General features: G+C 64.4%; 23 protein-coding genes. 9 read left to right on the forward strand and 14 right to left on the reverse strand.

Annotated features, from left to right (window positions below):
* Positions 1-42: 42 nt before the first annotated feature.
* The 5 genes from pstS to AC0L2J_RS23065 form a co-directional block, all read right to left on the reverse strand.
* Entirely contained in the window at positions 43-1,056 is a 1,014-nt protein-coding gene (pstS, locus tag AC0L2J_RS23045) for a phosphate ABC transporter substrate-binding protein PstS (RefSeq protein WP_007615694.1), read from the reverse strand.
* Between the two features lie 143 nt (positions 1,057-1,199).
* A complete protein-coding gene (locus AC0L2J_RS23050; RefSeq protein ID WP_473394638.1) occupies positions 1,200-2,498 on the reverse strand; it encodes an ATP-binding protein in 1,299 nt (432 codons plus the stop codon).
* Between the two features lie 33 nt (positions 2,499-2,531).
* On the reverse strand, positions 2,532-3,587 hold the full coding sequence (locus tag AC0L2J_RS23055; protein ID WP_473394639.1) for a lysylphosphatidylglycerol synthase domain-containing protein: 1,056 nt from the start codon (positions 3,585-3,587) through the stop codon (positions 2,532-2,534).
* A 451-nt stretch (positions 3,588-4,038) separates the two neighbouring features.
* Positions 4,039-4,341 carry a hypothetical protein gene (locus AC0L2J_RS23060; protein WP_007615705.1) on the reverse strand — a complete coding sequence of 101 codons (303 nt, stop codon included), beginning with the start codon at positions 4,339-4,341 and terminating at the stop codon, positions 4,039-4,041.
* A gap of 2 nt (positions 4,342-4,343) precedes the next feature.
* Entirely contained in the window at positions 4,344-5,738 is a 1,395-nt protein-coding gene (locus AC0L2J_RS23065) for an OmpA family protein (protein WP_007615706.1), read from the reverse strand.
* 163 nt (positions 5,739-5,901) lie between these two features.
* Here AC0L2J_RS23065 and AC0L2J_RS23070 point away from each other — a divergent pair, with 163 nt between their 5' ends.
* Positions 5,902-6,960 carry a polysaccharide deacetylase family protein gene (locus AC0L2J_RS23070; RefSeq protein WP_473394640.1) on the forward strand — a complete coding sequence of 353 codons (1,059 nt, stop codon included), beginning with the start codon at positions 5,902-5,904 and terminating at the stop codon, positions 6,958-6,960.
* 221 nt (positions 6,961-7,181) lie between these two features.
* Positions 7,182-7,991: an SDR family oxidoreductase gene (locus tag AC0L2J_RS23075; protein WP_007615711.1), complete on the forward strand. Its 810-nt coding sequence runs from the start codon at positions 7,182-7,184 to the stop codon at positions 7,989-7,991.
* A gap of 175 nt (positions 7,992-8,166) precedes the next feature.
* Here AC0L2J_RS23075 and boxB read toward each other — a convergent pair whose 3' ends face one another.
* The 4 genes from boxB to AC0L2J_RS23095 form a co-directional block, all read right to left on the reverse strand.
* Positions 8,167-9,618 (reverse strand): benzoyl-CoA 2,3-epoxidase subunit BoxB, encoded by a 1,452-nt coding sequence (gene boxB / locus AC0L2J_RS23080; protein ID WP_473394641.1) that lies wholly within the window; start codon positions 9,616-9,618, stop codon positions 8,167-8,169.
* A 148-nt stretch (positions 9,619-9,766) separates the two neighbouring features.
* Complete coding sequence (gene boxC, locus AC0L2J_RS23085; RefSeq protein WP_473249961.1) at positions 9,767-11,455, reverse strand: 2,3-epoxybenzoyl-CoA dihydrolase; 1,689 nt, start codon at positions 11,453-11,455, stop codon at positions 9,767-9,769.
* A gap of 153 nt (positions 11,456-11,608) precedes the next feature.
* On the reverse strand, positions 11,609-12,427 hold the full coding sequence (locus AC0L2J_RS23090) for an alpha/beta fold hydrolase (RefSeq protein WP_473394642.1): 819 nt from the start codon (positions 12,425-12,427) through the stop codon (positions 11,609-11,611).
* Positions 12,428-12,556: 129 nt separating this feature from the next.
* Complete coding sequence (locus AC0L2J_RS23095; RefSeq protein WP_473394643.1) at positions 12,557-14,098, reverse strand: benzoate-CoA ligase family protein; 1,542 nt, start codon at positions 14,096-14,098, stop codon at positions 12,557-12,559.
* Between the two features lie 89 nt (positions 14,099-14,187).
* On the opposite strand from AC0L2J_RS23095, the gene AC0L2J_RS23100 reads away from it, so the two are divergent.
* Together AC0L2J_RS23100 and AC0L2J_RS23105 are read left to right on the forward strand one after the other, a co-directional pair.
* Positions 14,188-15,129, forward strand: coding sequence for a helix-turn-helix transcriptional regulator (locus AC0L2J_RS23100; RefSeq protein ID WP_083843292.1), 942 nt, complete (start codon positions 14,188-14,190; stop codon positions 15,127-15,129).
* A 12-nt stretch (positions 15,130-15,141) separates the two neighbouring features.
* A complete protein-coding gene (locus AC0L2J_RS23105; protein ID WP_473394644.1) occupies positions 15,142-15,534 on the forward strand; it encodes a group II truncated hemoglobin in 393 nt (130 codons plus the stop codon).
* A gap of 91 nt (positions 15,535-15,625) precedes the next feature.
* On the opposite strand, the gene AC0L2J_RS23110 is transcribed toward AC0L2J_RS23105, so the two are convergent.
* Positions 15,626-16,411 (reverse strand): IclR family transcriptional regulator domain-containing protein, encoded by a 786-nt coding sequence (locus AC0L2J_RS23110; protein ID WP_473394645.1) that lies wholly within the window; start codon positions 16,409-16,411, stop codon positions 15,626-15,628.
* Positions 16,412-16,523: 112 nt separating this feature from the next.
* Between AC0L2J_RS23110 and AC0L2J_RS23115 the strand changes: the two genes are divergently transcribed.
* From AC0L2J_RS23115 to AC0L2J_RS23135, 5 genes are all read left to right on the forward strand, one after another.
* The gene (locus AC0L2J_RS23115) at positions 16,524-17,882 is read left to right on the forward strand and encodes an aromatic ring-hydroxylating dioxygenase subunit alpha (RefSeq protein ID WP_473394646.1); all 1,359 of its coding nucleotides are present in this window, start codon (positions 16,524-16,526) and stop codon (positions 17,880-17,882) included.
* A 149-nt stretch (positions 17,883-18,031) separates the two neighbouring features.
* Positions 18,032-19,468: a glutamine synthetase family protein gene (locus AC0L2J_RS23120; RefSeq protein ID WP_473394647.1), complete on the forward strand. Its 1,437-nt coding sequence runs from the start codon at positions 18,032-18,034 to the stop codon at positions 19,466-19,468.
* Between the two features lie 56 nt (positions 19,469-19,524).
* On the forward strand, positions 19,525-20,508 hold the full coding sequence (locus tag AC0L2J_RS23125) for an FG-GAP repeat domain-containing protein (protein WP_473394648.1): 984 nt from the start codon (positions 19,525-19,527) through the stop codon (positions 20,506-20,508).
* A 54-nt stretch (positions 20,509-20,562) separates the two neighbouring features.
* Positions 20,563-20,784 carry a hypothetical protein gene (locus AC0L2J_RS23130; RefSeq protein WP_473394649.1) on the forward strand — a complete coding sequence of 74 codons (222 nt, stop codon included), beginning with the start codon at positions 20,563-20,565 and terminating at the stop codon, positions 20,782-20,784.
* 49 nt (positions 20,785-20,833) lie between these two features.
* Positions 20,834-21,202, forward strand: coding sequence for a hypothetical protein (locus tag AC0L2J_RS23135; protein WP_473394650.1), 369 nt, complete (start codon positions 20,834-20,836; stop codon positions 21,200-21,202).
* A 178-nt stretch (positions 21,203-21,380) separates the two neighbouring features.
* Here the strand turns inward: AC0L2J_RS23135 and AC0L2J_RS23140 are convergent, their stop codons facing one another.
* The 4 genes from AC0L2J_RS23140 to AC0L2J_RS23155 are packed head-to-tail and all read right to left on the reverse strand — an operon-like array spanning position 21,381 to position 24,720.
* Positions 21,381-22,109: an ABC transporter ATP-binding protein gene (locus AC0L2J_RS23140; protein ID WP_473394651.1), complete on the reverse strand. Its 729-nt coding sequence runs from the start codon at positions 22,107-22,109 to the stop codon at positions 21,381-21,383.
* Entirely contained in the window at positions 22,102-22,869 is a 768-nt protein-coding gene (locus tag AC0L2J_RS23145) for an ABC transporter ATP-binding protein (RefSeq protein WP_007615741.1), read from the reverse strand. The genes AC0L2J_RS23140 and AC0L2J_RS23145 overlap by 8 nt, the downstream gene beginning before the upstream one ends.
* Complete coding sequence (locus AC0L2J_RS23150) at positions 22,862-23,806, reverse strand: branched-chain amino acid ABC transporter permease (protein ID WP_473394652.1); 945 nt, start codon at positions 23,804-23,806, stop codon at positions 22,862-22,864. Before AC0L2J_RS23150 ends, AC0L2J_RS23145 begins: the two co-directional genes overlap by 8 nt.
* The gene (locus AC0L2J_RS23155) at positions 23,803-24,720 is read right to left on the reverse strand and encodes a branched-chain amino acid ABC transporter permease (RefSeq protein ID WP_007615745.1); all 918 of its coding nucleotides are present in this window, start codon (positions 24,718-24,720) and stop codon (positions 23,803-23,805) included. The genes AC0L2J_RS23150 and AC0L2J_RS23155 overlap by 4 nt, the downstream gene beginning before the upstream one ends.
* Positions 24,721-24,731 lie beyond the last annotated feature (11 nt).

The following is a 24,731-nucleotide window of genomic DNA, read 5'->3' on the forward strand; positions in this document are numbered from 1 at the left end:
CCGGATGCGGCGCAGCGCATCCGGGGCACGAGCGTCGCGAACCTAGCTCTTGATTTCGGCAGCCCAGGTCTTCTCGATCAGCTGAACGACCGGGTCCGGCATCGGGATGTAGTCGAGCTCTTCAGCCGCCTTGTCGCCGTTCTTGAAGGCCCAGCGGAAGAACTTGATGGCTTCCTGCGAGGCCGCCTTGTCGGTGGCGTCCTTGTGCATGAGGATGAAGGTCGCCGCCGTGATCGGCCAGGACTTCTCGCCGGGCTGGTCGGTCAGGATGACGTAGTAGCCGGGAGCCTTGGCCCAGTCGGCGTTGGAGGCGGCCGCCTGGAAGGCTTCGACGGTGGGCTGCACCGGCTTGCCGGCCTTGTTGACGAGACCGGTGTAGGTCAGCTTGTTCTGCTTGGCATAGGCGTACTCGACGTAGCCGATCGAGTTCTTGGTCTGGCTGATGTTGCCGGACACGCCTTCGTTGCCCTTGGCGCCGACGCCGACCGGCCACTCGACCGCGGTACCCTCACCGACCTTGCTCTTCCAGTCCGCGCTGGCCTTGGCGAGGTAGTTGGTGAAGTTGAAGGTGGTGCCCGAACCGTCCGAACGGCGGACCACGGTGATGGCCTCCGAGGGCAGCTTCACGTTCGGGTTCAGCTTCTTGATCGCGGCGTCGTCCCATTTGGTGATCTTGCCGAGATAGATGCTGGCCAGCGTCTCGCCGTCGAACACCATCTCACCGGGCTTCACGCCCTCGATGTTGACGACGGGAACGATGGCGCCCATCACCATCGGCCACTGGACGAGGCCGTCCTTCTCGAGCTGCTCTGCCTTGAGCGGCGCGTCGCTGGCGCCGAAGGTCACGGTCTTGGCCTGGATCTGCTTGATGCCGCCGCCGGAGCCGATCGACTGATAGTTCAGACCGTTGCCGGTCTCCTTCTTGTAGGCGTCAGCCCATTTGGAATAGATCGGGAACGGGAACGTCGCACCGGCACCCGTGATGTCGGCAGCAAAGGCCGCCGTCGTCGATGCGGCAACCAAGCCAGCAGCAACGATCGTTTTGAGGAAATTCATGCTGGTCTCCATACAGGGGAGCGAAGCGCCATCAGCGCCCGATCGCGCTCCCCGTGCCGTCCCTTTAGGAGCGGACAGCTGAGCTTTTACGAAGGTTTGGTGACAGTCGGATGACAGTGTTAAGCGGCTGAAATTGCTGGAATTTAGCTCAGAGCCGCAGGCTTGCCTTGGGGAAAACAGGCGGTGAAAGTGGCGCCCTGTCTGGGCACGCTTTCAATCAAAAGCCGCCCGCGATGACGGTTAAGAATATGTTTCACCAGCGATAATCCGAGGCCCGTGCCGCCCTGCGAGCGGCTGTCGCCGACATCGACCCGGTAGAAGCGTTCGGTCAGCCGCGGCAAATGTTCCGGCGCGATGCCGGGGCCGAAATCGCGGACCAGGACCCGGATTTCCTGAGTTCCATCAGGGGCGGCGCCTGATATCAGCGACACGATGACGCGACCGCCGGAGGCGCCGTATTTGAGCGCGTTCTCGATCAAATTCTCGAACAGGCGGAGCAGCTCCTCGCGGTCGCCCGCGATCAGCACCGGGGTCTCAGGCAGCTCGGTCTCGACCTCGACCTGGCGTTCCCGCGCCAGCGGCTCAAGCCCATCGGCGACCTGCAAGATGATCGGCAGCAGGTCGACCAGGGTGTCGGGCCGCACATGGGCCGACAGCTCCACCCGCGATAGCGACAAGAGATCGTCGATCAGGCGCGCCATCCGGGTGGCCTGATTGTGCATGATGCCGAGGAAGCGCTCGCGCGCCTTGGGATCGTCCTTGGCCTGGCCCTGGAGCGTGTCGATGAAGCCCGACAGCGCGGCCAGCGGCGTGCGCAGCTCGTGGCTGGCGTTGGCGACGAAATCGGCCCGCATCTCCTCGACCCGACGCAGCGGCGTCTGGTCGTGGAAGGTCATCAGCATGCATTTGTCGGCGCCACCGAAGCTCGTCGGCACCGGCACCGGCGTGATGGTCAGCTCCATCCAGCGATCGACCGGGACATGGTCGAGATAGGTCGCGCGCCGCGGCTCGGTGGTCGCGATCGACTCGCGCAGCGCCGTGATGATCTCGGGCGAGCGCAGCGCGAACTGGGCGAGCTCATTCCGGCGCAGCGCCGGCGCGAGCTGGGCGGCCGCGGCGTTGAGATGGATGACGCGGCCGGCGCGATCGAGCAGCACCGCGGGATCGGGCATGCCGGCGACCACTGCGGCGACCGCCGCGCTCTCGACCGGGTTGACGCGGCGGGTCTCCTCGCGCGAGGCGGCGGTATCGTGCAGGCGCCACGGGATCAGCGCTGCGGCGGCGATGCAGAGGAACACCGCAATCGCATGCAGTGCCGACAATTCGCCCAGCGAGACCACCACCGACAGCGCCAGCGCCGCGGCGATCAGGATGACGGTCGAGTGCCGCAGCCGGTCGGACCAGGGCTGGGAGGAGGGAGAAGATGGGGCGTCGATCGCCATCGGGGCGGGCTTCTCCAAAGGACCTTGCGCCGGTCAGGCGCCGCTGTCGCTGCGCTTTCTCACGTAAGCGGCTTCAGGTGCGGGGCCGGGATCGAGCTTGAGCGCCGCCTGTTGCAGGCGTTTCGATCGTGCGCCGATGATAACTTCGCGAAACGTCAGCAAGATTACAGAAATAACGAAAGGGGACAGATAATAGAGGACGCGGAACAGCAGCATCCCGCCCAGCAGCTCCTCGCGGTCCATCTGCCAGAGCCCGACCAGCATGGCCGCGTCGAACACGCCGAGGCCTCCGGGCGAATGGCTGGCAAAGCCGAGCAGCGTGGCCGAGACGAAGATCACCGCGACCACCACGAAGCCGAGATTGGGCTCGTCCGGGACCAGCACGTACATTGCCAGCGCGCAGAAGCCGAGATCGATGATGCCGATCGCGATCTGGAGCAGCGTCAGCGGGCCGCCCGGCAGCATCACGGTCCAGGGCCCGCGGCCGACCATCCGCGGCTGGGTCCAGACCCAGACCACGTAAGCGACCAGCCCGACGATGATCATCATCGCCAGCGTCCGGTTCAGCCACGGCGGAAGCATGTCGATCGAGGCCGCGGCCTCCGGATGATAGGAGATGCCGAGGCCCAGCACCGCGGCATTGCCGAGCCAGAAGGTCAGGCCGGCGAGGAAGCAGATCTTTGCGACGTCGATCGCGTTCAGGCCGTGGGCGGAATAGATGCGGTAGCGCACCGCGCCGCCGGTGAAGACGCTGGCGCCGACATTGTGGCCGATCGAATAGCTGGTGAAAGCGGCGAGCGCGTTGATCCGATAGGGCACGTGGGCGTGGCCGATCGCGCGCACGGCGAACAGGTCATAGAAGGTCAGCGTGAAATAGCCCGCGGCGACGAACAAAGCCGCCAGTGCAATCTGGCTCGGCTCGGTGCTCTTGATCGCCTCGAGGACTTCGTTGACATCGATGCCGCGCAGCATGTGGTAGAGCACATAGCAAGCGATACCGATGACCGCGACGCTGATCACAACTCCAAGCTTATGCAGGATTTGCTTCTGGCGCAGAAACGACATCGCCCTGCGTATGGCTTCCAGCATCTAGACCTCGAACAACGCTTCAGCGGCCGGGGTGGCCGGCGAACAGGCGGACGACGCACGGGCACGCGACGAACCCTCGCTGCCGGTCCCGGCATCGCGCATACCCGCTATCCCTCCACTAGCGCGTTTCCGGGCGGAGTGGAATTCGGCAATTCGAACAAAAACTCGTGCCTTCAATATTTTAGGCAGGGTTGCGGGCTCCTGAAGCACGGTTTGGCGCTTTCGGCGGCAAGACTGACGCGAATCTCCATGGCAATCCTGCGCAGTGGCCATGAAGTTTTGATGATTTCCACCGCACAATGTTCCGTCACGGCTTAAGCCGACGTCAATCTATGGGGTACCCTCGCCTGTTGAAAGAGGGGAGGCCGGAGCGTTTGTTCACGGTTTTCGATGTGCCGGGAAGGCCGCGCAGCGGCGCTCCTGACTTCCGCAGTCAGGGTGCAGGGCAACATCACAGAGCGGCAGGAGGCGCGGTGCGCGCGACCACCCGGTCGCGCAGCCAGGCGCCGATGGCGCCGCCGACGAGGTAGCAGGCGAACATGATCAGGCCGAGGTCGAGCCAGTAGCCGAAGCGGCCGGGGACCACACGCGCGAACGAGGCCGCGACCAGGCCGGCAGCAAGCACGGCGAGCCAGCGCGCGGTCACCTTCGAAGTGCCGTTGCCGCGCTGGACCACCGAGATCCAGCCCATGCAGAAGCCGAGCAGCAGCGAACCTATCAGCCAGCCCAGATGGAACGAGACGAGATAAGGCATCGTCACCTCACCAGAAATTCGATGCGGCGATTCTGCGCCTTGGCGTCTTCGCTGTCATTGCCGGCGACCGGCTGCGTGCTGCCGTAGCCGACCGCGGTGAAGCGGCTGGCAGGCAGGCCGGCCTTGACCAGATAGTCGATCACCGCCTGCGCGCGCTTCTCCGAGAGTGCCTGGTTGAAGGAATCCTCGCCGTCGGCATCGGTATGCCCGGCGACCTCGATATTGGTGGTGGGACATCGCAATGCCGTCTCGATCAGATGATCGAGAATGCCGGCGGAATCCGGATCGATGTCGGCGCGCTTCGCCGCGAAGCGAATCTTGGCCTTGGCCAAGAGCTCGGAGAACAATTGCTGGCACACGGTGCCGTCGACCGGGCCGGCCGCGGGTTTCACCGTGATTTCCGGCTTGTACTGCCAGTTTTTCGGAAAATCCTTGCCAAGGCCTGTGCGGATGTCGTTGGCGGCACTTTCATAAAGCGCATCGCCCGACAGCTTCACCTCGCGGTCGGACACGACCAGCGTGCCGGTCGACAGTCGCGACAGCGCGCCGAGCGCTGCGACCACGGCGAGGCTGAAAGAACCGGGCGCGCCGACGCTGGCCTTGAGATTGTCGACGACCTTTTCGTTGAAGAATTTCCGCGACGCGCTGGTAGCGATGGCCGCGTGGACATTGTTGTCGGGAACGTAGCCGGTCAGCGTCACCTTCGCAGCCACCGGATCCTTGTAGGCCTGAAAGACGTAAGGCGGCGCCTTGACGTCGTTGGCAGCGATCGAAAAGCCCTCGGGCAGGTTTTTCAGCGCCGCAGCGACCGCTTCGCGGCCGCCGAGATCGCGCGCCATCCCCGACAGGGTGACTTTGGTGTCTGTGATCGTGATCTTGCCGTCCTTGAGCTTGCCGATCTGGTCGAGCAGCAGCATCGCAGCCGCCTCGAACCGCGGCGGTGCGCCGCGCGCCAAACCCATCTGATCGGCCACCTCGGTACCGGCGACCTCCTTGCGGGCCGCCTCGGTCAGGCGGCCCTTCATCGACGGCAGGGGCGCGGAGCCTGACAGCGTCACCCGCACCACGTCGCGTTCGGCGTTCCAGACGAAGGGCTTTGCCTCGGGAACGAGGCGGGTCCGGTCGTCGACCAGGCGCACGCCGGGGACGGTCTCGACCGCCACAACCGCGTCGCGGCGCCCCTCCTCGGAAAAGGCGTCCGCAGCCAGGCTGACATCGCGGCCGTCCACCGCGATCCGGGTCTTGTCCAGAACGGTATCCTTTAGCGCCGCCGAGCTTCGGGCGGAAAGGTCCGCCTCGACCGGCAAAGTGTTATTCCAGGCCGCAAATCCCCACATGACGGCCAGGGGGATGAGCCCCGGCCACCATTTGCTGGCCCACCTGAAAAGCTTGTGCATTCGACGACCCGAACTCTGGAACCGGAGACAAAACAAACCCTTGGCAGGCTGTCAAACCGGAAATGACGCCCTTCCGAAGGCCGGGCCTGACAATTGGAATAACTTTTTCTTCAAGGGTTCTTCCGTAAGTTGAAGGTGGAATGCCAAAGTCCGCTAGCGGGTCATGAAACAACTGCGTAACAACGTCATCCGCGCCGGACTGGAAGCACTCTATTTCAGCGGCGCCCACCACCTGTTGCGCCCGCTTTTGTCGGGCGTCGGCGCCATTTTCATGCTGCATCACGTGCGGCCGGCCCGCGCCGCGGCATTCCAGCCGAACCGGCATCTCGAAGTCACTCCTGAATTCCTGCGCGCGACCCTGTGTCATCTGCGCTCGCGCGAGATCGACATCGTCAGCATGGACGAACTGCATGAGCGGCTGGTGCGACGCCGGTTCGACCGCCGCTTCGCCGCCTTCACGCTCGACGATGGCTATCGCGACAATCTCGATTTTGCGCTGCCGGTTCTGCACGAATTTGACGCGCCTCTGGCGGTCTATGTCGCCAGCGATTTCGCAGAGGGCACGGGCCGGCTGTGGTGGGAGGCGCTGGAGGCCGTGATCGCCAAGACCGAGCAGATCGAGGTGACGATCGGCAATGCCGCGCTGCGGCTCGATGCGACGACACCAGCCGCAAAGCAGGCGGCGTTCGACCGCCTGCATGGCTGGTTGCGCGCACTGCCCGGCGAGCACGATCTCAAGCGCGAGATCGAGGCGCTTTGCACGAAGTACGGCGTCGACATGGCCGCGCTGTGCCGCAGCCTCTGCCTGTCCTGGGACGAGGTGAAGACATTTGCCGCCGATCCCCTGGTCACGATCGGAGCGCATTCCGTCAGCCATTGCAATCTCGCCAAGCAAAGCGAAGAGATCGCCACGCAGGAGATGGCCGTGAGCCGCGCGCGGATCGAGCAGGCGCTCGGCCGCAACGTTCAACATCTTGCCTATCCCTATGGCGATCGCGAGGCGGCGGCTGAGCGTGAATTCGCGCTCGCTGCATCCGCCGGCTTCAAGACCGCGGTGACGACGCGGCCCGGCATGCTGTTCGCCGAAAACGCCGGCCACATGACCGCGCTGCCACGCGTCTCGCTCAACGGCAATTACCAGGACACGCGGATTCTGCCGGTGCTGACCTCGGGCGCCGCGACCGCGATGTGGAACGGCTTCCGCAGGATCGCGGCGGCTTAGATCTCTCCGTCTTCGCTGCCCGAACTCAGACGTCGTCCTGGCGAAAGCCAGGACCCATTACCACCGCTGTCCATTTTGCGACGCGCTCGGGCCACAGCTCATTCAAACAACTCTATCCTGGGGTAATGGATCCTGGCTTTCGCCAGGACGACGATGCGGCGCCTTCCTTGACTCCCCTCTGCTCCCCGCTCAAAACGTCGCCAAACACCAAGGGAGGCACCATGTTCAACGATCTGTTCTCGCTCAAAGGCCGCGTCGCGCTGGTGACCGGCGGTTCGCGCGGCATCGGCAAGATGATCGCGGCGGGATTTCTCAGCGCGGGGGCCGCGAAGGTCTACATCACCGCGCGCAAGGCCGGACCTTGCGAGGCCACGGCGAAAGAGCTGTCAGGCCAATATGACGGCGAGTGCATCGCGCTCCCGATCGACATCTCGACGCTGGCCGGCGCCGAGCTGCTCGCAAGCGAATTCGCCAAGCGCGAGCCAAAACTCGACATCCTCGTCAACAATGCGGGCGCGGCCTGGGGCGCGGAGTTCGACGAGTTTCCGGAGAGCGGCTGGGACAAGGTGATGAACCTCAACGTCAAGGCGCCGTTCTTCCTGACCAAGGCGCTGGCGCCTACGCTGCGCGCGGCGGCATCAGTAGAGCGGCCGGCGAAAGTGATCAACATCGCCTCGATCGACGGCATCTTCGTCAATCCGGGCGAGACCTATTCCTACGCGGCGAGCAAGGCGGGGCTGATCCATTTGACGCGGCGCATGGCCGTGAAGCTGATCGGCGACCATGTCGTGGTCACCGCGATCGCACCGGGCCCGTTCAAATCGGACATGAACCGCGCCGCACGCGATCATGCCGACGAGGTCTCGACCCGCGTGCCCGCGGGCCGCATCGGCACCGACGAGGACATGGCGGGCGCGGCGATCTATCTCGCCTCGCGCGCGGGAGATTATGTGGTGGGCGCGACCATCGCGGTGGACGGCGGCATTGTCTACGCGAACCCGGGGATCAAGGGGAGCGGGTGGGATAGTTGAGGCATCGCGCTGCTCGCGGCGCGAACGGAGCGCTCCCTCGCCCCGCTCTTGCGGGGAGAGGGTTGGGGTGAGGGGCTTCTCTCCACACGTGAGATTGTCGCCCGCACCTATACCCCGTCACCCGGATCGCAAGGGCGATCCGACCTCTCCCCGCAAGCGGGGAGAGGTAAAGAAGTTACGACTCGATCCTCACATACTCGAAATCGCCCGGCTTGTTGTCGATGCCGACTTTCGGCGGCGAGATCCATGAGGCGAACTGGCCGGTCTCGGTGACGGGCTGCATCAGCGAGGAGATGAAGTCGCCGTCAGCGGTCGAGGGCAGCCATTCGTCCTTGCGCTTCGCCCAGGTGGCGTCGTCGATCAACAGACCATCCGGCGTCGCGTGGATGCCCTTGAACTCGCCGATGTGGCGGTGGAAGGCCACGTTGGGCAGCTTGAGCTGAAACTGGTAGCCGGAGGTCGAGATCACCTTGTTCCAGCGCAGCATGCCCTTGACGCAATCCTGGCTGTAATCGTCCCGCAGGCGCATGTTGAGCGCGGTCAGCGCCGGCTCGTCCACCAGCTTGATCTCGCCGTCGATGAACTTCAGCACCGGATAGGTGGCGTTCTTGAGCTGATGATCGTCGTCGATCTGGGTCTCGTGATAGCGGCCCTTGATGCCGGTGTTGAAGGCGTTCGCCGCGTTGGTCGAGACTTCCGAACCAAAGAGATCGAGCGACAGCGTATAGTGCAGGTTCAACTTCTTCTGGATGGTCGGCAGGTCGATCACACCGAGCGCGCGGACCTTCGCGATGTCGGTGGGATCGGTGATGCCGGCTTCGCGCATCGCGTCGCAGGTGCGCTGCACGACGCGGGTGATGCCGGTCTCGCCGACGAACATGTGGTGCGCTTCCTCCGTCAGCATGAAGCGGCAGGTGCGCGACAGGGGATCGAAGCCCGACTGCGCCAGCGAGTGCAGCTGCATCTTGCCGTCGCGGTCGGTGAAATAGGTGAACATGAAGAAGGACAGCCAGTCCGGCGTCGCCTCGTTGAAGGCGCCCAGCATGCGTGGCGAGTCGGCGTCACCCGAACGGCGGCGCAACAAATCGTCAGCCTCTTCACGTCCGTCGCGACCAAAGTACTTTTGCAGCAGGTACACCATCGCCCAGAGGTGACGGCCTTCCTCGACATTGACCTGGAACAGGTTGCGCATGTCGTACAGCGAGGGCGCGGTCTTGCCGAGGTGGCGCTGCTGCTCGACCGAGGCAGGCTCGGTGTCGCCCTGGATCACGATCAGACGGCGCAGCATGGCGCGATACTCGCCCGGGACTTCCTGCCAGGCCGGCTCGCCAAAATGCTCGCCGAACGGCACGACGCGGTTCTCTTCCTGGGGAGCAAGGAGAATGCCCCAGCGATAGTCGGGCATCCGCACGTAGTCGAACTTGGCCCAGCCCCGCGGATCAACCGAATAAGCGGTGCGCAAGTACACCAGCGATTCCTGGAAGCCTTCCGGCCCCATGTCTTTCCACCAGTCCATGTAGCCGGGATGCCAGCCTTCCAGGGCTTTGAGCACCTGGCGGTCTTCGGCGAGATTGACGTTGTTCGGAATCTTGGTCGAGTAGTCGACGTTCATGATGTTCATGTTCATGGCCGTGCTCCTTGGTCTGTCCCGTGTCCCGGACGCTGCGCAGCGCGAAGCGGTGCGCTGCAGAGCCGGGACCCATCGTTCGGTCGTCTGGGTCCCGGTTCTGCGCAGCGTCACTTCGTGCCGCAGCGCGCCCGGGACAAGAAAATCGCTACACCCGCGTCATATCGAATTTCGGCTTCTGGCCGCTGCCGTAGCGGCGCAGCGCGCCTTCCTCGCCGACCGCGTTCGGGCGCTGGAAGATCCAGTTCTGCCACGCGGTGAGGCGCGAGAAGATTTTCGATTCCATCGTCTCGGGGCCGACGAAGCGGAGGCTCGCTTCCATGCCGGTGAGGCTGTCGGGCGAGAAGCTGGCGCGCTCCTCCAGGAACACGCGGACCTCGTCGTCCCAGTCGATGTCGTCGAGCGCGAAGGTGACGAGACCGAGCTCTTCGGCCTGCTCGGCGTCCAGCGCGGTGCCCATCGTGGCTTCCGCGCGTTCCACATCGGCCGGATCGGCCTGGAAGCGCGACTGAAGCCGCGTCAGGCCATGGCTCATCGGATAAGGGCCAAAATTCATCGCTGACAGTTCGATCGACGGCGGCGGGCGGTTGTCACCCTGTCGCGTGCCGATCAGCATGTAGGAGCGGTCGGCGGCGAAGACGAGCTCGGCGAGCGTGCCGGCGAAGCAGGAGCCGGGCTCGACCAGCGCCACCAGCGTGCGCGAGGTGACGTCGATGCGCTTCAAGACGCGCTTCCAATAGTGCCTGATTTCGTTGACCAGCCAGTGCGCCTTGTTGGCTTCGAGGAATGCGTCGCAGGCGAGCACATGGGCGCGGTCGCCGTGGCTCTTGAACACCAGCATGGCGGTCTCGAGCTCGTTGATGCGCAGATGCAGGATCGCGTCGTCGAGTTCGCGCGCGACCTGGAGCGGCCAGAACGCGACACCCTGCGCCATCATGCCGTCGATGTCTGCGGGCGGCGCGGCTTCAGGCGCCTTGATCGAGATCGTGGCGATGCGCGCGGTGCGATCGATGTCGACGGTGACAAAGCCGTAGCGGATGCTGGTCTCATCGATGATGCGCTTGAGCGGCGTCAGCGCGATGCCCTTGCCGCTGCCCTTGCGCTTCGAGGCCTGGGCGAATTCCCTCGCGCGCTCGGCGACCTTGCCTTCGAGCTTGCTGTTCGGCGCGATCTCGTCGACCAGGCGCCATTGCACGGCGCGCTTGCCCTTCACGCCTTCTTCGATGGTGCAGAAGAAATCGGCGTGATCGCGGCGCACCTTGCGCTTGTCGACCACACGCGTGAGGCCGCCGGTGCCCGGCAGCACCGCGAGCAGCGGCACTTCGGGCAAGGCGACGGCGGACGCGCCGTCATCGGCGAGCATGATGTAGTCGGTGGCGAGCGCGAGCTCATAGCCGCCGCCGGCGGCCGAGCCGTTCACGACGGTGATGAAGCGCTGGCCGGAGTTCTCCGACGAGTCTTCCATGCCGTTGCGGGTCTCGTTGGTGAACTTGCAGAAATTGACCTTGTGGGCGTGCGTCGAGCCGGCCAGCATGCGGATGTTGGCGCCGGCGCAGAACACGCGGTTCTTGGCCGAGCGCATCACCACGACCTTCACCTCGGGGTGCTCGAAGCGCAGGCGCTGGACCGCGTCGGCAAGCTCGATGTCGACGCCGAGATCGTAGGAATTGAGCTTGAGCAGATAGCCCTCGAACAGGCCGCCATTCTCGTCGACGTCCATGGTGAGGGTGGCGACGTCACCGTCGACCGCGAGCTTCCAGTGCCGGTAGCGGGACGGCTCGGTCTGGAAATCGATGAATGTCGCGCCACCTGCGAGGCGCCGATCTTCCCCGGCCATGGGCCACCCTTGAGCTTGATTATGCGTTTTGGCAGTCGTGCTAGATGCACAATAGTGCATATTTTCGAGCGCGTCTACCCCTTAGGCGAACGAACATGCATTTTGTTTCATGCATGGGATTCAGGGGTGCACAATGGCGCCGAGCGCGATCCATCATGCGGCGCGCCCCTGGAGTCCCTGATCGTCGCGCAAGGCCGCCTTTGCAAATTGCCCGATCGCGTCAAGCGTCGCCCCCGGCGCTTCACGATGCGGGGAATGTCCCGCGCCTGAAATGACTTTCAAATCGACCGGGCAGTAACACTCCTCCTGGGCGATTTCGGCCTGACGCAATGTCCCATATTGGTCGTCCACGCCCTGCAGCATCATGACGGGGACGCGGATGTAGGCGAGAGATTCGGAAATATCCCAATCGCGGAACTTTGGGTCGAGCCAGGCGTCGTTCCAGCCGTAGAAAGCATTGTCGACGTCTTTGTGCCAGCGCGCGAGCTTTGACTTCAGGTCGGTGGTCTCGAAGGTCGTTTTGATCGCGGCGATGGATTTCACCGAGATGTCCTCGACGATGAAATGCGGCGCGATCAGCACGAGGCCGCTGAGGCGATGATCCTGATGCGCGCCGGCATAGATCGTCGCGATCGAGGCGCCGTCGGAATGGCCGAGCAGCAGGCCGCGCTTGAAGCGGATCGCGTCGAGGATTTTCGGCAGCACGTCCAGTGCCTCGCGGTGCATGTAGTCAAGTGGCCGTGGCAACGTCACCGGACTCGATTGGCCATAGCCTGCACGCGAATAGGCGAAAATGCCGGCGGAGGTTGCCTGCTGCAGCTTCTCGGGGAAGTCGCCCCAGAGGCCGACCGAGCCGAGGCCTTCATGCAGCATGACGATGGTGGGTGCATCGGCGGATTGCGGCGCCAGCCATTTGTATTCGAGGCTGGTGTTGCCGATGCTGAGGAAGCCGGTGGGGGCGAGGTTGGTCATGCTGCCGTTTCCGTTCATTCCGTCATTCCGGACAACTCGCGAAGCGAGTTGATCCGGAATCTCGAGATTGCAGTCCACGGCTCGAGATTCCGGGTTCGCGCTTTGCGCGCCCCGGAATGACGGAGCCGCTCAATTCGTCCCGTCCCGCAGCTTGAACCGCTGGATCTTGCCCGTCGCCGTCTTCGGCAGCGAGTCCACCACATCGATCCAGCGGGGATATTTCCACGGGCCGATCTTCTGCTTGACGTGGTCCTTGAGCATCTCCTGCAGGCCCGTCGTCGTCGCGCCGGGGCGCAGCACGACGAAGGCCTTCGGCTTCAGCAGACCTTCCGGATCGGCTTCCGGCACGACGGCAGCTTCCAGCACGGCGGGATGCGTGATCAGCGCGCTCTCGACCTCGAAAGGCGAGACCCAGATGCCGGAGACCTTGAACATGTCGTCGGCACGGCCGCAGAAGGTGTAGCGGCCCTCGGCATCCCTGACATATTTGTCGCCGGTGCGGGTCCAAGGTCCCTCGAACGTGCGGCGGCTCTTGTGGCGCTGGTTCCAGTAGCCTTCGCCGGCGGAGGGCGCATCGACCAGCAGCTCGCCGACCTCGCCGTCGGCGACATCCTGTCCGGCCTCGTTGACGAGCCGCACCGCATAGCCCGGCACCGGCTTGCCGGAGGAGCCGTATTTGATGTCGCCGGGCGCGTTCGACAGGAAGATGTGCAACAGCTCGGTCGAGCCGACGCCGTCGAGAATGTCGACGCCGAAACGCGCCTTCCAGCTGTTGCCGACGGACTCCGGCAGCGCCTCGCCGGCCGAGGTGCAGATGCGCAAAGACTTGCCGCCGCGCTCGCTCTTCATCGCCTCGTCGTTGAGCATCGCCGCGAACAGGGTCGGCACGCCGTAGAAGATCGAGGGACTATAGCGGTTCATCAGGTCGAACATGCGCGCCGGCGTCGGCCGCTCGCTGTTGAGCACCACGGTGGCGCCGACCGACATCGGAAAGGTCAACGCATTGCCGAGACCGTAGGCGAAGAACAGCTTTGCCGCAGAAAGACAAACGTCGTTCTCGCGAATGCCGAGCACCTGCTTCGCATAAGTGTCCGCGGTCGCCTGCAGGTTCGAATGGATGTGGCGCACGCCCTTGGGCATGCCGGTCGAGCCTGACGAGTACAGCCAGAACGCCGGCTCGTCCGGATGCGTCGCAGCGGTGGTGAACCGGTCGCTCTCGTCCGCAATCTCCTCGGCGAGCTGCTTGTGACCGTTCTGCTTGGCGCCGGAGACCACGACATGCTCGAGATCCGGCATGCGGCCGACAACGTCCTTGATGACGGGATAGAGCGCTTCCGAGACGAACAGCACGCGCGCGCGGCAGTCGGCGAGGATGTAGGCGTATTGATCCGATGTCAGCAGCGTGTTGAGCGGCACCGGTACGATGCCGGCGCGGATCGCGCCCAGAAACACGATCGGGAAGTCGACAGTATCAAGCATGATCATCGCCACGCGCTCTTCGCGGCGGACGCCGAGCCGGCGCAGCATGTTGGCGGCGCGCCGCGTTTCGCGCTGGAGCTCGCCATAGGTGAGCCGTGAGACGGTGTCGTCGAAGGCGAGCTTGTTGCTGCGTCCCTCATCGACGTTCCGGTCGAGCAGCCAGGTCACCGCGTTATAGGATCCCTCGCTCACGGACTTCCCCCTGAATTTAGAATTATAATTCATAGAAAGACACTGCATCGGCTTGCTGTCAATGCTATCAGGCATTATGTTTCATTTAAATGCGCCGCAGGACATCCGCTAAAGAAAAGTCCATGACCGACAGTCCCGACGCCGAATCCCGATTTCTCGAACAGCTCGGCCAGCGCGTGCGCACCATGCGCGCGCTGCGCGGCATGTCGCGCAAGGTGCTCGCCAAGGTATCAGGAATATCGGAGCGCTACATCGCGCAGCTCGAAAGCGGCAAGGGCAACGTCTCCATCGTGCTGCTCCGCCGCGTCTCCGACGCGATGGGCGCGCATCTCGAAGACCTGCTTCCCTCGGCCGATCCGACCCCGGATTGGCAGATGTTTCGCGATCTCCTGCGCAAGGCGACGCCGGCGCAGATCGCGCAAGCCAAGGATCTGCTCGCGGGCGGCAGCGCCTCCGCGCCGCGGCGCGCGCCGTTCTGCGGCATCGCGCTGATCGGCCTGCGCGGCGCCGGCAAGTCGACGCTTGGGCGGATGCTGGCGAAGAAGGTCGGCTGGAGTTTTGTCGAGCTCAACAAGGAAGTCGAGCAGCAGAACGGCCTCTCGGTCGCCGAGATCATCGCGCTCTACGGCCAGGAAGGCTTTCGCCGCATGGAGCAGGCGGCGCTGCAACAGCTGCTCGCGCGCAACGAGCTGATGGTGCTGGCGACCGGCGGCGGCATCGTCTCGGAGCCCCTGACCTTCGACCAGATCCTGTCGTCGTTCTACACGATCTGGCTGAAGGCCGAGCCCGAGGAGCACATGGCCCGCGTCCGTCGCCAGGGCGATTTGCGCCCGATGGCCGACGACCGCTCCGCTATGGCGGAGCTGCGCAACATCCTCTTGAGCCGCGAGCCGCTATATGCGCGCGCGACGGCGGTGGTGGACACGGCGGGACTTTCCGTCGATGCCGCCGCGGCGCGGCTGGTTGATGCGGTGCGGCCGGTGCTGCAGAACGAAGCGCGCAGCTTCGGGCTGCGCAGCGTGGCGCTGTAGGTCCGAACTCCCATGAGCGATAGCGACGTCGCAATCTCCATATTCGAGCGGATCGGCGGCAGCGCCACGATCAATCGACTGGTCGATCGCTTCTACGAGCGGATGGATACGCTGCCGGAGGCTCAAATGATTCGGGCGATGCACGCCGCTGATCTCGGCCTCATCAGGGACGTGCTGAAGCGCTATCTCACCGAATGGACCGGCGGCCCGAAACTCTACTCGCCCGAGAAGGGCCACCCACGGCTGCGCCAACGCCACATCGGCTTTGCCATCGGCGATGCCGAGCGGGACGCGTGGATGCTCTGCATGCGCGGCGCGCTTGAGGAAACGGTTGTGGACGTTGCCGCGCGGCAGGACCTCGACAAGGCGCTGTCCGGCCTCGCCGACTGGATGCGCAACCGGTAGCGATTTTTGCACAGGCGCGCAGCCCGGATGAGCGAAGCGACATCCGGGGCTTCACGATGACTTTCCCGGGGTATCGCTTCGCTCACCCGGGCTACAAGAGTTGCGACCGCACGGCTTCCGCGCCCTCATGCAGCAGCGGCAAAAATCGCTCGATCAACTCCTGAGCCGGCACCCGGTCGACATGGGCGCCCATGTTGATGGCGGCGACGATGACATCGTCATAACGACGCACCGGGACTGAGATCGAGCGGAAATGCGGCTCGGCCTCGCGATCGACCAGCGCGTAACCCTGCGCGCGATCGGCGACGATGCGCGCGAGCAGTGCCTTGGGATCGGTCACCGTCTGCGGCGTCAGCGCCTCGCGCTTCATCGCTTTCAGCCGTGCAGCCAGTTCGGCATCGGTGAGTTGGCCGAGCATGGCGCGGCCGACCGAGGTGCAGAAGGCCGGCAGGCGGTAGCCGATGTCCAGCCCACCTGAAAACATGCGCGCCGGACTGCTGCGCGCGATGAACACGACCTCATCGCCGTCGAGCACCGCGAGCGAGGAGATTTCGTTGGCCGCTATCGCAACGCGATCGAGCACCGGTTGCAGGACCGTGACGAGCTGGCTGGACCGCAGATAGGACGCCGCCAGCGTCAGCACATGTGGCGTCAGCGAGAACAGCTTCCCGTCGCCGCTGACAAAACCGCCGCGCTGAAGCGTGAACAGCATGCGTCGCGCGGTCGCGCGCGGCAGGTCCGCGGCACGGGCGAGATCGCTGAGTGTCATCGGACCCGCCGTCGCTCCGAAGCACTGCAGCAGCCGCAGGCCGCGATCGAGGCTTTCGACGAAATCGGTCGCGCGCTCGTCGTTCTCGTTCCGCTTCAGCTTGGGCATGGTCTCGGGACGATCCTGCAAAATAGTGCTTGCCGCGTGTCCAAGGCATGTCATAATTCGCCCATTCGTTCAATAGGCGAACAAACGCCGCTCCACAAAGGATGCACTCGCCATGATGAGCCAGGAGCAGAACGACCTGATCACCCGCACCGGTGCGAAGGACCCCTGCGGGAAGCTGATGCGGAGCTACTGGCAGCCGGCGGCGCTGGTGGACGAGCTCGACGGCGATCGACCGATCCGCCCCGTCAGACTGCTCGGCGAAAACCTGGTGCTGTTCCGCGACGAGAGCGGGCGTTACGGCCTGATCGATCGCCACTGCGCGCATCGCGGCGCCGATCTCGCCTTCGGACGGCTCGAGCATGGCGGCCTGCGCTGCGCCTTCCATGGCTGGCTGTTCGACGCGACCGGCCAATGCATCGAAACGCCGGCGGAGCCGAAGGATTCAAAACTCTGCCAGAACGTCCGCCAGCGCTCTTATCCCGTGGTGGAGAAGAGCGGCATCCTCTGGGCTTATCTCGGCGAGGGCGAACCGCCGGCCTTTCCGGAACTCGACTGTTTCGTCGCGCCTGATACCCACACCTTTGCGTTCAAGGGGCACATGGCCTGCAACTGGCTACAGGCGCTCGAAGTCGGCATCGATCCCGCGCACGCCTCCTATCTGCATCGCTTCTTCGAGGACGAGGACACCTCGACGGCCTACGGCAAGCAGTTCCGCGGCGCATCGGCAGGCTCCGACTTGCCGATGACGAAGATTTTGCGCGAGTACGACCGCCCGATCATCAATGTCGAGCACACCGAATACGGCCTGCGGCTGATCGCGCTGCGCGAGATCGACGAGGAGCGCACCCATGTGCGCGTCACCAACCAGCTCTTCCCGCACGGTTTCGTCATCCCCATGAGCACGGAGATGACGATCACGCAATGGCACGTGCCGGTCGACGACGAGAACTGCTACTGGTACGCGATCTTCACCAGCTACGCGAAACCCGTCGACAAGCAGAAGATGCGCGACCAGCGGCTCGAGCTCTATGAGCTGCCGGACTACAAATCTCGCAAGAACAGGACCAACGATTACGGCTTCGACCCGCACGAGCAGCAGACGGCGACCTATACCGGCATGGGCACCGACATCAACGTCCACGACCAGTGGGCGGTGGAATCGATGGGCGCGATCCAGGACCGCACCAGGGAGCACCTCGGCACGAGCGACAAGGCGATCGTGCAGTACCGCCGCCTGCTGCGGCAGGAAATCGAGAAGGTCGCAGGTGGCGAGAAGCCGATGCTGCATCTCGACGAGGCCACCGCACGTTCAATCCAGGGCCCGGCGACCATGGACGGCATCGGGCCGACCCGAGGCTGGGAGATCTACTGGATGGAAGTCGACGTCAAGCGCCGCCGCAGCGCGCCGTGGACCGCGCCGGTGCCGAAGGAGATCGCGGACAAGGTGCACCGGCTGACGGCGGCGGAGTAGCGCAGAATGCAAGTCCCTCCTTCGTCATTGCGAGCGAAGCGAAGCAATCCAGAATCCCATCGCGGAGATAGTCTGGATTGCTTCGCTGCGCTCGCAATGACGGAGTATATGAAAACAACTTCGCGTCCAACGACTAGGGGAGTCGCAAAGTGACTTTCGTCGCGCGTCATGCGCTGTGGTCGGATGAGCAGAAGGACGCTGCGACGCGCATACGCCGCATCGTCGAGGAAAAGAACCTCGAGGTCATCCGCCTCGCCTTCCCGGACCAGCACGGCATTTTGCGCGGCAAGACCATCGTCGCGGCCGAGGCGATCGCTTCGCTGGAGAGCGGCTGCTCCATCACCACCACCATGCTCGCCAAGGACACCTCGCACCGCACGGTGTTTCCGGTGTTCACGTCAGGCGGCGGCTTCGGCATGAAGGAAATGGAAGGCGCGGCAGACGTGCTGATGGTCGCCGATCCCACCAGTTTTCGCGTTTTGCCATGGGCGCCGACCACGGGCTGGGTTCTCTGCGACCTCTATTTCAACGACGGCCGTCCCGTGCCGTTCGCGACCCGCGGGCTCTATCGCAAGGTGCTCGACGAGCTCGCAAGTCGCGGCCATGATTTCGTGGCGGGCCTCGAGGTCGAATTCCACATCTTCAAGCTCGACGATCCGCATATGCGGCCCGAGGACGCTGGACAGCCCGGCACGCCGCCCTCGGTGAGCCTGCTCAGCCACGGCTATCAATATCTCACCGAGCAGCGCTTCGATCAGATGGAGCCGGTGCTGGAGATCTTGCGCCGTGACATCGTCGCGCTCGGATTGCCTTTGCGCTCGGTCGAGGTCGAATTCGGGCCGAGCCAGTGCGAGTTCACGTTCGCGCCGAAGAAGGGGCTGGAGCCCGCCGACAACATGGTGCTGTTTCGCTCCGCCGTGAAGCAGATCGCGCACCGCCACGGCTATCACGCCACCTTCATGTGCCGGCCGAAGCTGCCGAACTTGTTCGCGAGCGGCTGGCATCTGCACCAATCGGTCGTCTCACGCGCGAGCGGCGACAATTTATTCATGGCCAAAGACGGCGGCGAGCCGCTCAGCGCGTTCGGCCGCGCCTGGCTTGCGGGCCTGCTCGACCACGCCCGCGCCTCGACCGTGTTCACCACCCCGACCATCAACGGCTACAAGCGCTACCGCTCCTATTCGCTGGCGCCGGACCGCGCCATCTGGGGCCGCGACAATCGCGGCGTGATGATCCGCGTGCTCGGCGCGGCCGGCGATGCCGCCACGCGCATGGAAAACCGCATCGGCGAGCCCGCCGCCAATCCCTATCTCTACATGGCCTCGCAGATCCTCTCCGGCCTCGACGGCGTCGACCGCAAGCTCGATCCCGGCCCGTCGGCCGATGCGCCCTACGAAACCAAGGCGCCGCTCTTGCCGAAGTCGCTGCGCGATGCGGTCAGCGCGCTGAAGGACGATCCGTTCTTCCGCGAAAAGCTCGGTGCCGAGTTCGTCGATTATTACACCCACATCAAGAATGCCGAGATCGACCGCTTCCTGTCCGAGGTGACCGACTGGGAGCACCGCGAATATTTCGAGATATTTTGAGCCGCCGCCAACCGGCCGCCGATCCCCGCAACGCAGCCGGATTTTCCAGGAGTACCATGATGCGGTTGCGCCCGGCGGTCCTGCTATTTTCCCTGATCCTGTCCGCGCCAGCCTTGTCCGCGCCAGCCCTGGCCGACTGGCAGGCGAGCACCGTGCCCGCCCCCGGCCGCGTCAGCGAAATTGATTTGGCGGATAGCGACGTCCGAATTGCAGTTGGCACGAATTGGTACCAATTCGACGCGAAAGCGATGCGCATGGTGCCCGCCGCAGCGCTCGAACATCCGGCGCCGCCGACCGGGGCCCTTGCGGATGGGCGCATCGCGACAGGCCGCGACACCGTCGCGCGTGCTTGGCTCGCCGAGCCGACCGAACGCTATCGCCACGGCGTCCTCGGCGATGCCATCGAGGCCGGCAGCCTGGTGATCGAGCCGCGCGAGGGCGGACAACGCACGCTGCGCCTGGATGGTGACGCCGTGTTCGAAGACTTGGAGCCGCGCGTCGCTGCGATCGGTGGCCGCGAAAGAATTGTGCTGGTCAAATCCTATCTGAAGCGCGGCTCCGCGCTGGTTGTCATCGATCCCGTCTCGACGGCCATCGTTGCGGAGACGCCTCCGATCGGCCACGCTTATGCCTGGCTCAACCCGGCCGGCATCGCCGATTTCGACGGCGATGGCACCACGGATATCGTGCTTGTCCGCCAGCCTCATGTGGTCGGGATTCTCGAAATGTGGTCGTGGCGGCATGATCGTTTGGAAAAATCGACGGAAATTTCCGACGTATCGAACCATTTCATCGGCTCGCGATCGCTGCACATGAGCTTTACGGCCGATTTTGATGGCGACGGCCATCCAGATCTCGCGGTACCGGACCTCGAACGGCGAACGCTGCGGCTCATCGGGTTCGTCGCAGGCCCGCATGACATCGCGCGCATCAGGCTTCCGGCAAGGATCGCGACGAATATCGGCGGCGTGAAATACCGCGATCGTCCCGCACTCGTGTTCGGCCTCGAGGATGGCCGGCTGATGTTGGTCCACGATTAGGATCGCCGGGGCGCCGAGCCAACGACCGCTACTCCGACAGGCCCTCACGCCGGCGTGAGCCGGTTTCGCGCCGGTGCTTCCGACGAAACCTTTGACCTTGCCGACGAAGTCATTTTTCCGCCCGCGCGAAGATGGCCGGAAACGATGGAGGGTTACGATGCCGGGATTGATCAACAACGGAGTTCGATCATGTGGGATCATCTGTTCAGCTTGATTTATCGCCTGTCCTGCCGTGCCACCCTGATCGAAATCGGGATGGGCCGCTCGTCGCGATAGAGGCCCTGCGAATTAGGTAAGACGGATTGACCAGGTAACGGAGGGTGTCATGCGAAAGCTGATCCTGATCGCGGCAATGTCGCTGCTGGCAAGCCAGGCCTATGCCGGCGGACCACGAAGCCTTAGCCTTGCGGCGACAAATGCGAGCCCGCAGACCGCCGAGCAGCCGGCAACGACAGCAGCCACGCCGCCACAAGCTCCGGCGGCAGCGCCCACGAATGTCCAGACGGCGACCACAGTCCCAACTTCAACGCCCCCGGCAGCGACTGCGACGACAACCGCGATCGCTCCGGCCGCAACCCAGTCCAGTGCCGCGCCGGTTGCCAGCGCGAGGGAAACGGCCAAGCCGAAACGTCGCCAGCCATCCACCGAGGCCCGCGTGATCCGCGAACTGCATCGGCATGGGATTTACTGGTGATTGCCACCGTCGTCCTGGCGAAAGCCAGGACCCATCACCCCAACAAGGCGTTTGGCGAAGACTGCCGTTCGGTACTTATACTGCCCACAATAGATAGACCTCGCGGTATGGGTCCTGGCTTTCGCCAGGACGACACCAAGGGAAGCGGCCACGGCGTACCTCACCTCACCGCCCAGCCTCAAATTCCCAGATATTTGTGCTGCAGATCCGGCTCAGCCAACAGCTCGTCCGAGGTGCCGCTCCACACCGTCTTGCCGCGCTCGATGATGGTGTGGCGGTCGCAGATGCGGGCAAGGTGGTCGACGTTCTTGTCGACGACCAGGATCGATTGTCCCCGACTCTTGAGCAGCGACAGGCAGCTCCAGATCTCTTCGCGGATCAGGGGCGCCAGGCCTTCGGTCGCTTCATCGAGGATGAGGAGCTTCGGATTGGTCATCAGCGCGCGGCCGATGGCGAGCATTTGCTGCTCACCGCCGGAGAGCTGGTTGCCCATGTTGGAGGCGCGCTCGGCGAGACGCGGAAACATCACGTAGATCGCCGCCAGCGTCCAGGGATTGCGGCTGTCGAAACGATCGGCGGCGGCCGCGACAAGGTTCTCGCGCACGGTGAGGTTCGGGAAGATCTGCCGCCCCTCGGGGACGAGGCCGACACCGAGTTGCGCAATCCTGTAGGATGGTTGCGTCCGAACTTCCGAGCCCGCAAAGCGGATGCTGCCTGCACGCGCCGGCGTCAGGCCCATGATGGAGCGGATGGTCGTGGTCTTGCCCATGCCGTTGCGGCCCATCAGCGAGACCATCTCGCCTGATTTGACCGACAGCGACAAGCCGAACAGCACCTGGGACAGGCCGTAGCAGGTCTCGATGCCGTCGACCTCGAGCAGCGTGTCACCCACCACTTTTTCATCCATGGTGCGTCACCACATGCGCCTCGCCAAGATAGGCGCGCTTGACGTCCTCGTTCGCCCGGATCGCGGCCGGATCGCCGGAGGCGATGACGCGGCCGTAGACCAGCACCGAGATGCGGTCGGCGAGCGCAAACACCGCCGGCATGTCGTGCTCGACCAGTACGATCGAGACCTCTTTGCGCAGCTCCTGCAGCAGCTGCACCATGCGCTGGGACTCGGTGACGCCGAGGCCCGCCATCGGCTCGTCGAGCAGTAAAAGCTTCGGCTTGCTTGCCAGCGCAACCGCCAGCTCGATCTGGCGACGCTCGCCATGACTGAGCCTCGACACCAGCACATCGGCACGATGAGCGAGACCGACGCGGTCGAGCGCGGCATGCGCGGCATCGCGCAGGCCCTTCTCCTTGCGTGCATCGGCGAAGAAGCGGAACGAGGTGCCGGCATGCGCCTGCGCCGCGAGCGCGACATTGTCGGCGGCGGTGAAATCGAGCAGCAGCGAGGTGATCTGGAACGAACGTGCCAGGCCCAGCGCGCAGCGGCGATAGGCCGGCAGATAGGTGATGTCGCGCCCCGCCAGCGAGACGCTGCCGGAATGCGGCTCCAGATGTCCGGTGAGCTGGCTGATCAGCGTGGTCTTGCCGGCGCCGTTCGGGCCGATGATGGCGTGCAGCTCGCCCGCCGCGACGTCGAGCGAGACGTTGTCGGTCGCAATGATGCCGCCGAAGCGACGCACCAGCCTGTCGACGCGGAGCAGCGGTTCAGCCACGGTTGAACCTCCCGAGCAGGCCCATGATGCCGCCGCGGCCGAACAGCACGATCAGCAGCAGCATTGGGCCCATGATCAGCGCCCAGTATTCGGTGAGCTGCGACAAGAACTCTTCCAGCAGCAAATACACCACCGCGCCGAGGACCGGACCGAACAGCGTGCCCATGCCCCCGAGGATCACCATCACCATGAGGTCGCCGGAGCGAGTCCAGTACATCACGGCCGGGCTGACGAAATCGGTGTTGTTGGCGAGCAGCGCGCCGGCAAGGCCGCACATCATGCCCGAGATGACGAAGCAGACCAGCTGGTAGCGCTTCGAGGGAAAGCCGATCGCCTGCATGCGCTGTTCGTTGGAGCGCAGGCCCTGCAGGACGAGGCCGAAGCGCGAATTGGCGATGCGCCAGATCAGGAAAACCACGCCGAACAGGCATGCGAGGCAAAGATAATAGAACTGCGTGCGGTTCGACAGATTGATCAATCCGGAGAAGTCGCTGCGCTTGTAGACGGTGAGGCCGTCATCGCCGCCATAACGCGCCAGCCCCGAGGCGACGTAATAGGCCATCTGCGCGAAGGCGAGCGTGATCATGATGAAGTAAACGCCACGCGTGCGAAGCGAGAGCGCGCCGATCACGACGGCGTAAGTCGCGGAAGCCGCAAGCGCGACCGGAAACTGGATGAAGCCGCTTCCCACGCCTTCCTGCGCCAGCATGCCGACCGCGTAGCCTCCGATGCCGAGATAGGCGGCGTGGCCAAAACTCATCATGCCGCCAAAACCCATGATGAGGTTGAGGCTCGCGGCCGCCAGCGCCAGGATGACGATGCGCGTGAACAGCGTCAGGATGAAGATGTTGCCTGAGAGTTGCGAATAGAGCGGCAGCAGCACGAGGCCCGCCAGCATCAGGGCCGTGACGGCCTTGCTCACAGTGAATGACTTCATCGACGGTTGGCCGGAAACAGCCCCTCCGGCCGCACCACCAGCACGATCGCCATCAGCAGATAGATCAGCATGGACGACAGCGCGGGCGCGGCGGTGGAGGCCGCGGCGCCGCTCAGCACCTGCCGCAACAGATTGGGCAGGAAGGCGCGGCCGAGCGTGTCGATCATACCGACGAAGATCGCGGCCAGGAACGCGCCGCGGATCGAACCGATGCCGCCGATCACGATGATGACGAAGGCGAGGATCAGGATGTTCTCGCCCATGCCGATCTGCACGGTGAGGATCGGCGCCTGCATCAACCCGGCAAGACCGGCGAGCGCGGCACCGAGGCCGAACACCAGGGTGTAGAGCAGCTTGATGTTGATGCCGAGCGCGCCGATCATCTCGCGATTGGAGGCGCCGGCGCGGATCAACATGCCGATGCGGGTGCGCATCACGCCGAGATAGAGCAGCAACGCAACCAGCAGCGCCACGACGATGATTGCGAGGCGATAGGCGGGATAGTGGATGCCCGGCAGGATCGGCACTGGCACCGTGAGCCAGGCCGGCAGCGGCAGCGCAAGCCCGGCCGGGCCCCAGATCAGCCGCACGGCTTCGTTGAAGAACAGGATCAGGCCGAAGGTCGCGAGTACGTGGTCGAGATGGTCGCGTCCGTAGAGATGCCGCAGCGCGGTCATCTCGAGCACGATGCCGAGCACGAGGGTTGCGCCGAGCGCCAGCAGCGCGCCGAGCAGGAAGCTGCCGGTCCAGGCTGCGAAGGTCGCGGCGAAATAGGCGCCCATCATGTAGAGCGAGCCGTGCGCGAGGTTGACGAGATCCATGATCCCGAACACCAGCGTCAGGCCGGCGGCGAGCAGGAACAGCAGCAGGCCGAACTGCAATCCGTTCAAGAACTGTTCGACGACGAGCAGCATCAAAACTCTTT

Source organism: Bradyrhizobium sp. MV1.5 (assembly GCF_055807615.1).

Bases quoted from the DNA above. Each gene is read 5' to 3' on its own strand.
- pstS (WP_007615694.1), bottom strand. From the start codon at position 1,056: ATGAATTTCCTCAAAACGATCGTTGCTGCTGGCTTGGTTGCCGCATCG.
- AC0L2J_RS23140 (WP_473394651.1), bottom strand. From the start codon at position 22,109: ATGGATGAAAAAGTGGTGGGTGACACGCTGCTCGAGGTCGACGGCATC.
- AC0L2J_RS23050 (WP_473394638.1), bottom strand. From the start codon at position 2,498: ATGGCGATCGACGCCCCATCTTCTCCCTCCTCCCAGCCCTGGTCCGAC.
- AC0L2J_RS23075 (WP_007615711.1), top strand. From the start codon at position 7,182: ATGTTCAACGATCTGTTCTCGCTCAAAGGCCGCGTCGCGCTGGTGACC.
- AC0L2J_RS23110 (WP_473394645.1), bottom strand. From the start codon at position 16,411: ATGCCCAAGCTGAAGCGGAACGAGAACGACGAGCGCGCGACCGATTTC.
- AC0L2J_RS23125 (WP_473394648.1), top strand. From the start codon at position 19,525: ATGATGCGGTTGCGCCCGGCGGTCCTGCTATTTTCCCTGATCCTGTCC.
- AC0L2J_RS23105 (WP_473394644.1), top strand. From the start codon at position 15,142: ATGAGCGATAGCGACGTCGCAATCTCCATATTCGAGCGGATCGGCGGC.
- AC0L2J_RS23115 (WP_473394646.1), top strand. From the start codon at position 16,524: ATGATGAGCCAGGAGCAGAACGACCTGATCACCCGCACCGGTGCGAAG.
- AC0L2J_RS23060 (WP_007615705.1), bottom strand. From the start codon at position 4,341: ATGCCTTATCTCGTCTCGTTCCATCTGGGCTGGCTGATAGGTTCGCTG.
- AC0L2J_RS23055 (WP_473394639.1), bottom strand. From the start codon at position 3,587: ATGCTGGAAGCCATACGCAGGGCGATGTCGTTTCTGCGCCAGAAGCAA.
- AC0L2J_RS23135 (WP_473394650.1), top strand. From the start codon at position 20,834: ATGCGAAAGCTGATCCTGATCGCGGCAATGTCGCTGCTGGCAAGCCAG.
- AC0L2J_RS23065 (WP_007615706.1), bottom strand. From the start codon at position 5,738: ATGCACAAGCTTTTCAGGTGGGCCAGCAAATGGTGGCCGGGGCTCATC.
- AC0L2J_RS23090 (WP_473394642.1), bottom strand. From the start codon at position 12,427: ATGACCAACCTCGCCCCCACCGGCTTCCTCAGCATCGGCAACACCAGC.
- AC0L2J_RS23155 (WP_007615745.1), bottom strand. From the start codon at position 24,720: ATGCTGCTCGTCGTCGAACAGTTCTTGAACGGATTGCAGTTCGGCCTG.
- AC0L2J_RS23100 (WP_083843292.1), top strand. From the start codon at position 14,188: ATGCGCCGCAGGACATCCGCTAAAGAAAAGTCCATGACCGACAGTCCC.
- AC0L2J_RS23150 (WP_473394652.1), bottom strand. From the start codon at position 23,806: ATGAAGTCATTCACTGTGAGCAAGGCCGTCACGGCCCTGATGCTGGCG.
- AC0L2J_RS23070 (WP_473394640.1), top strand. From the start codon at position 5,902: ATGAAACAACTGCGTAACAACGTCATCCGCGCCGGACTGGAAGCACTC.
- boxC (WP_473249961.1), bottom strand. From the start codon at position 11,455: ATGGCCGGGGAAGATCGGCGCCTCGCAGGTGGCGCGACATTCATCGAT.
- boxB (WP_473394641.1), bottom strand. From the start codon at position 9,618: ATGAACATGAACATCATGAACGTCGACTACTCGACCAAGATTCCGAAC.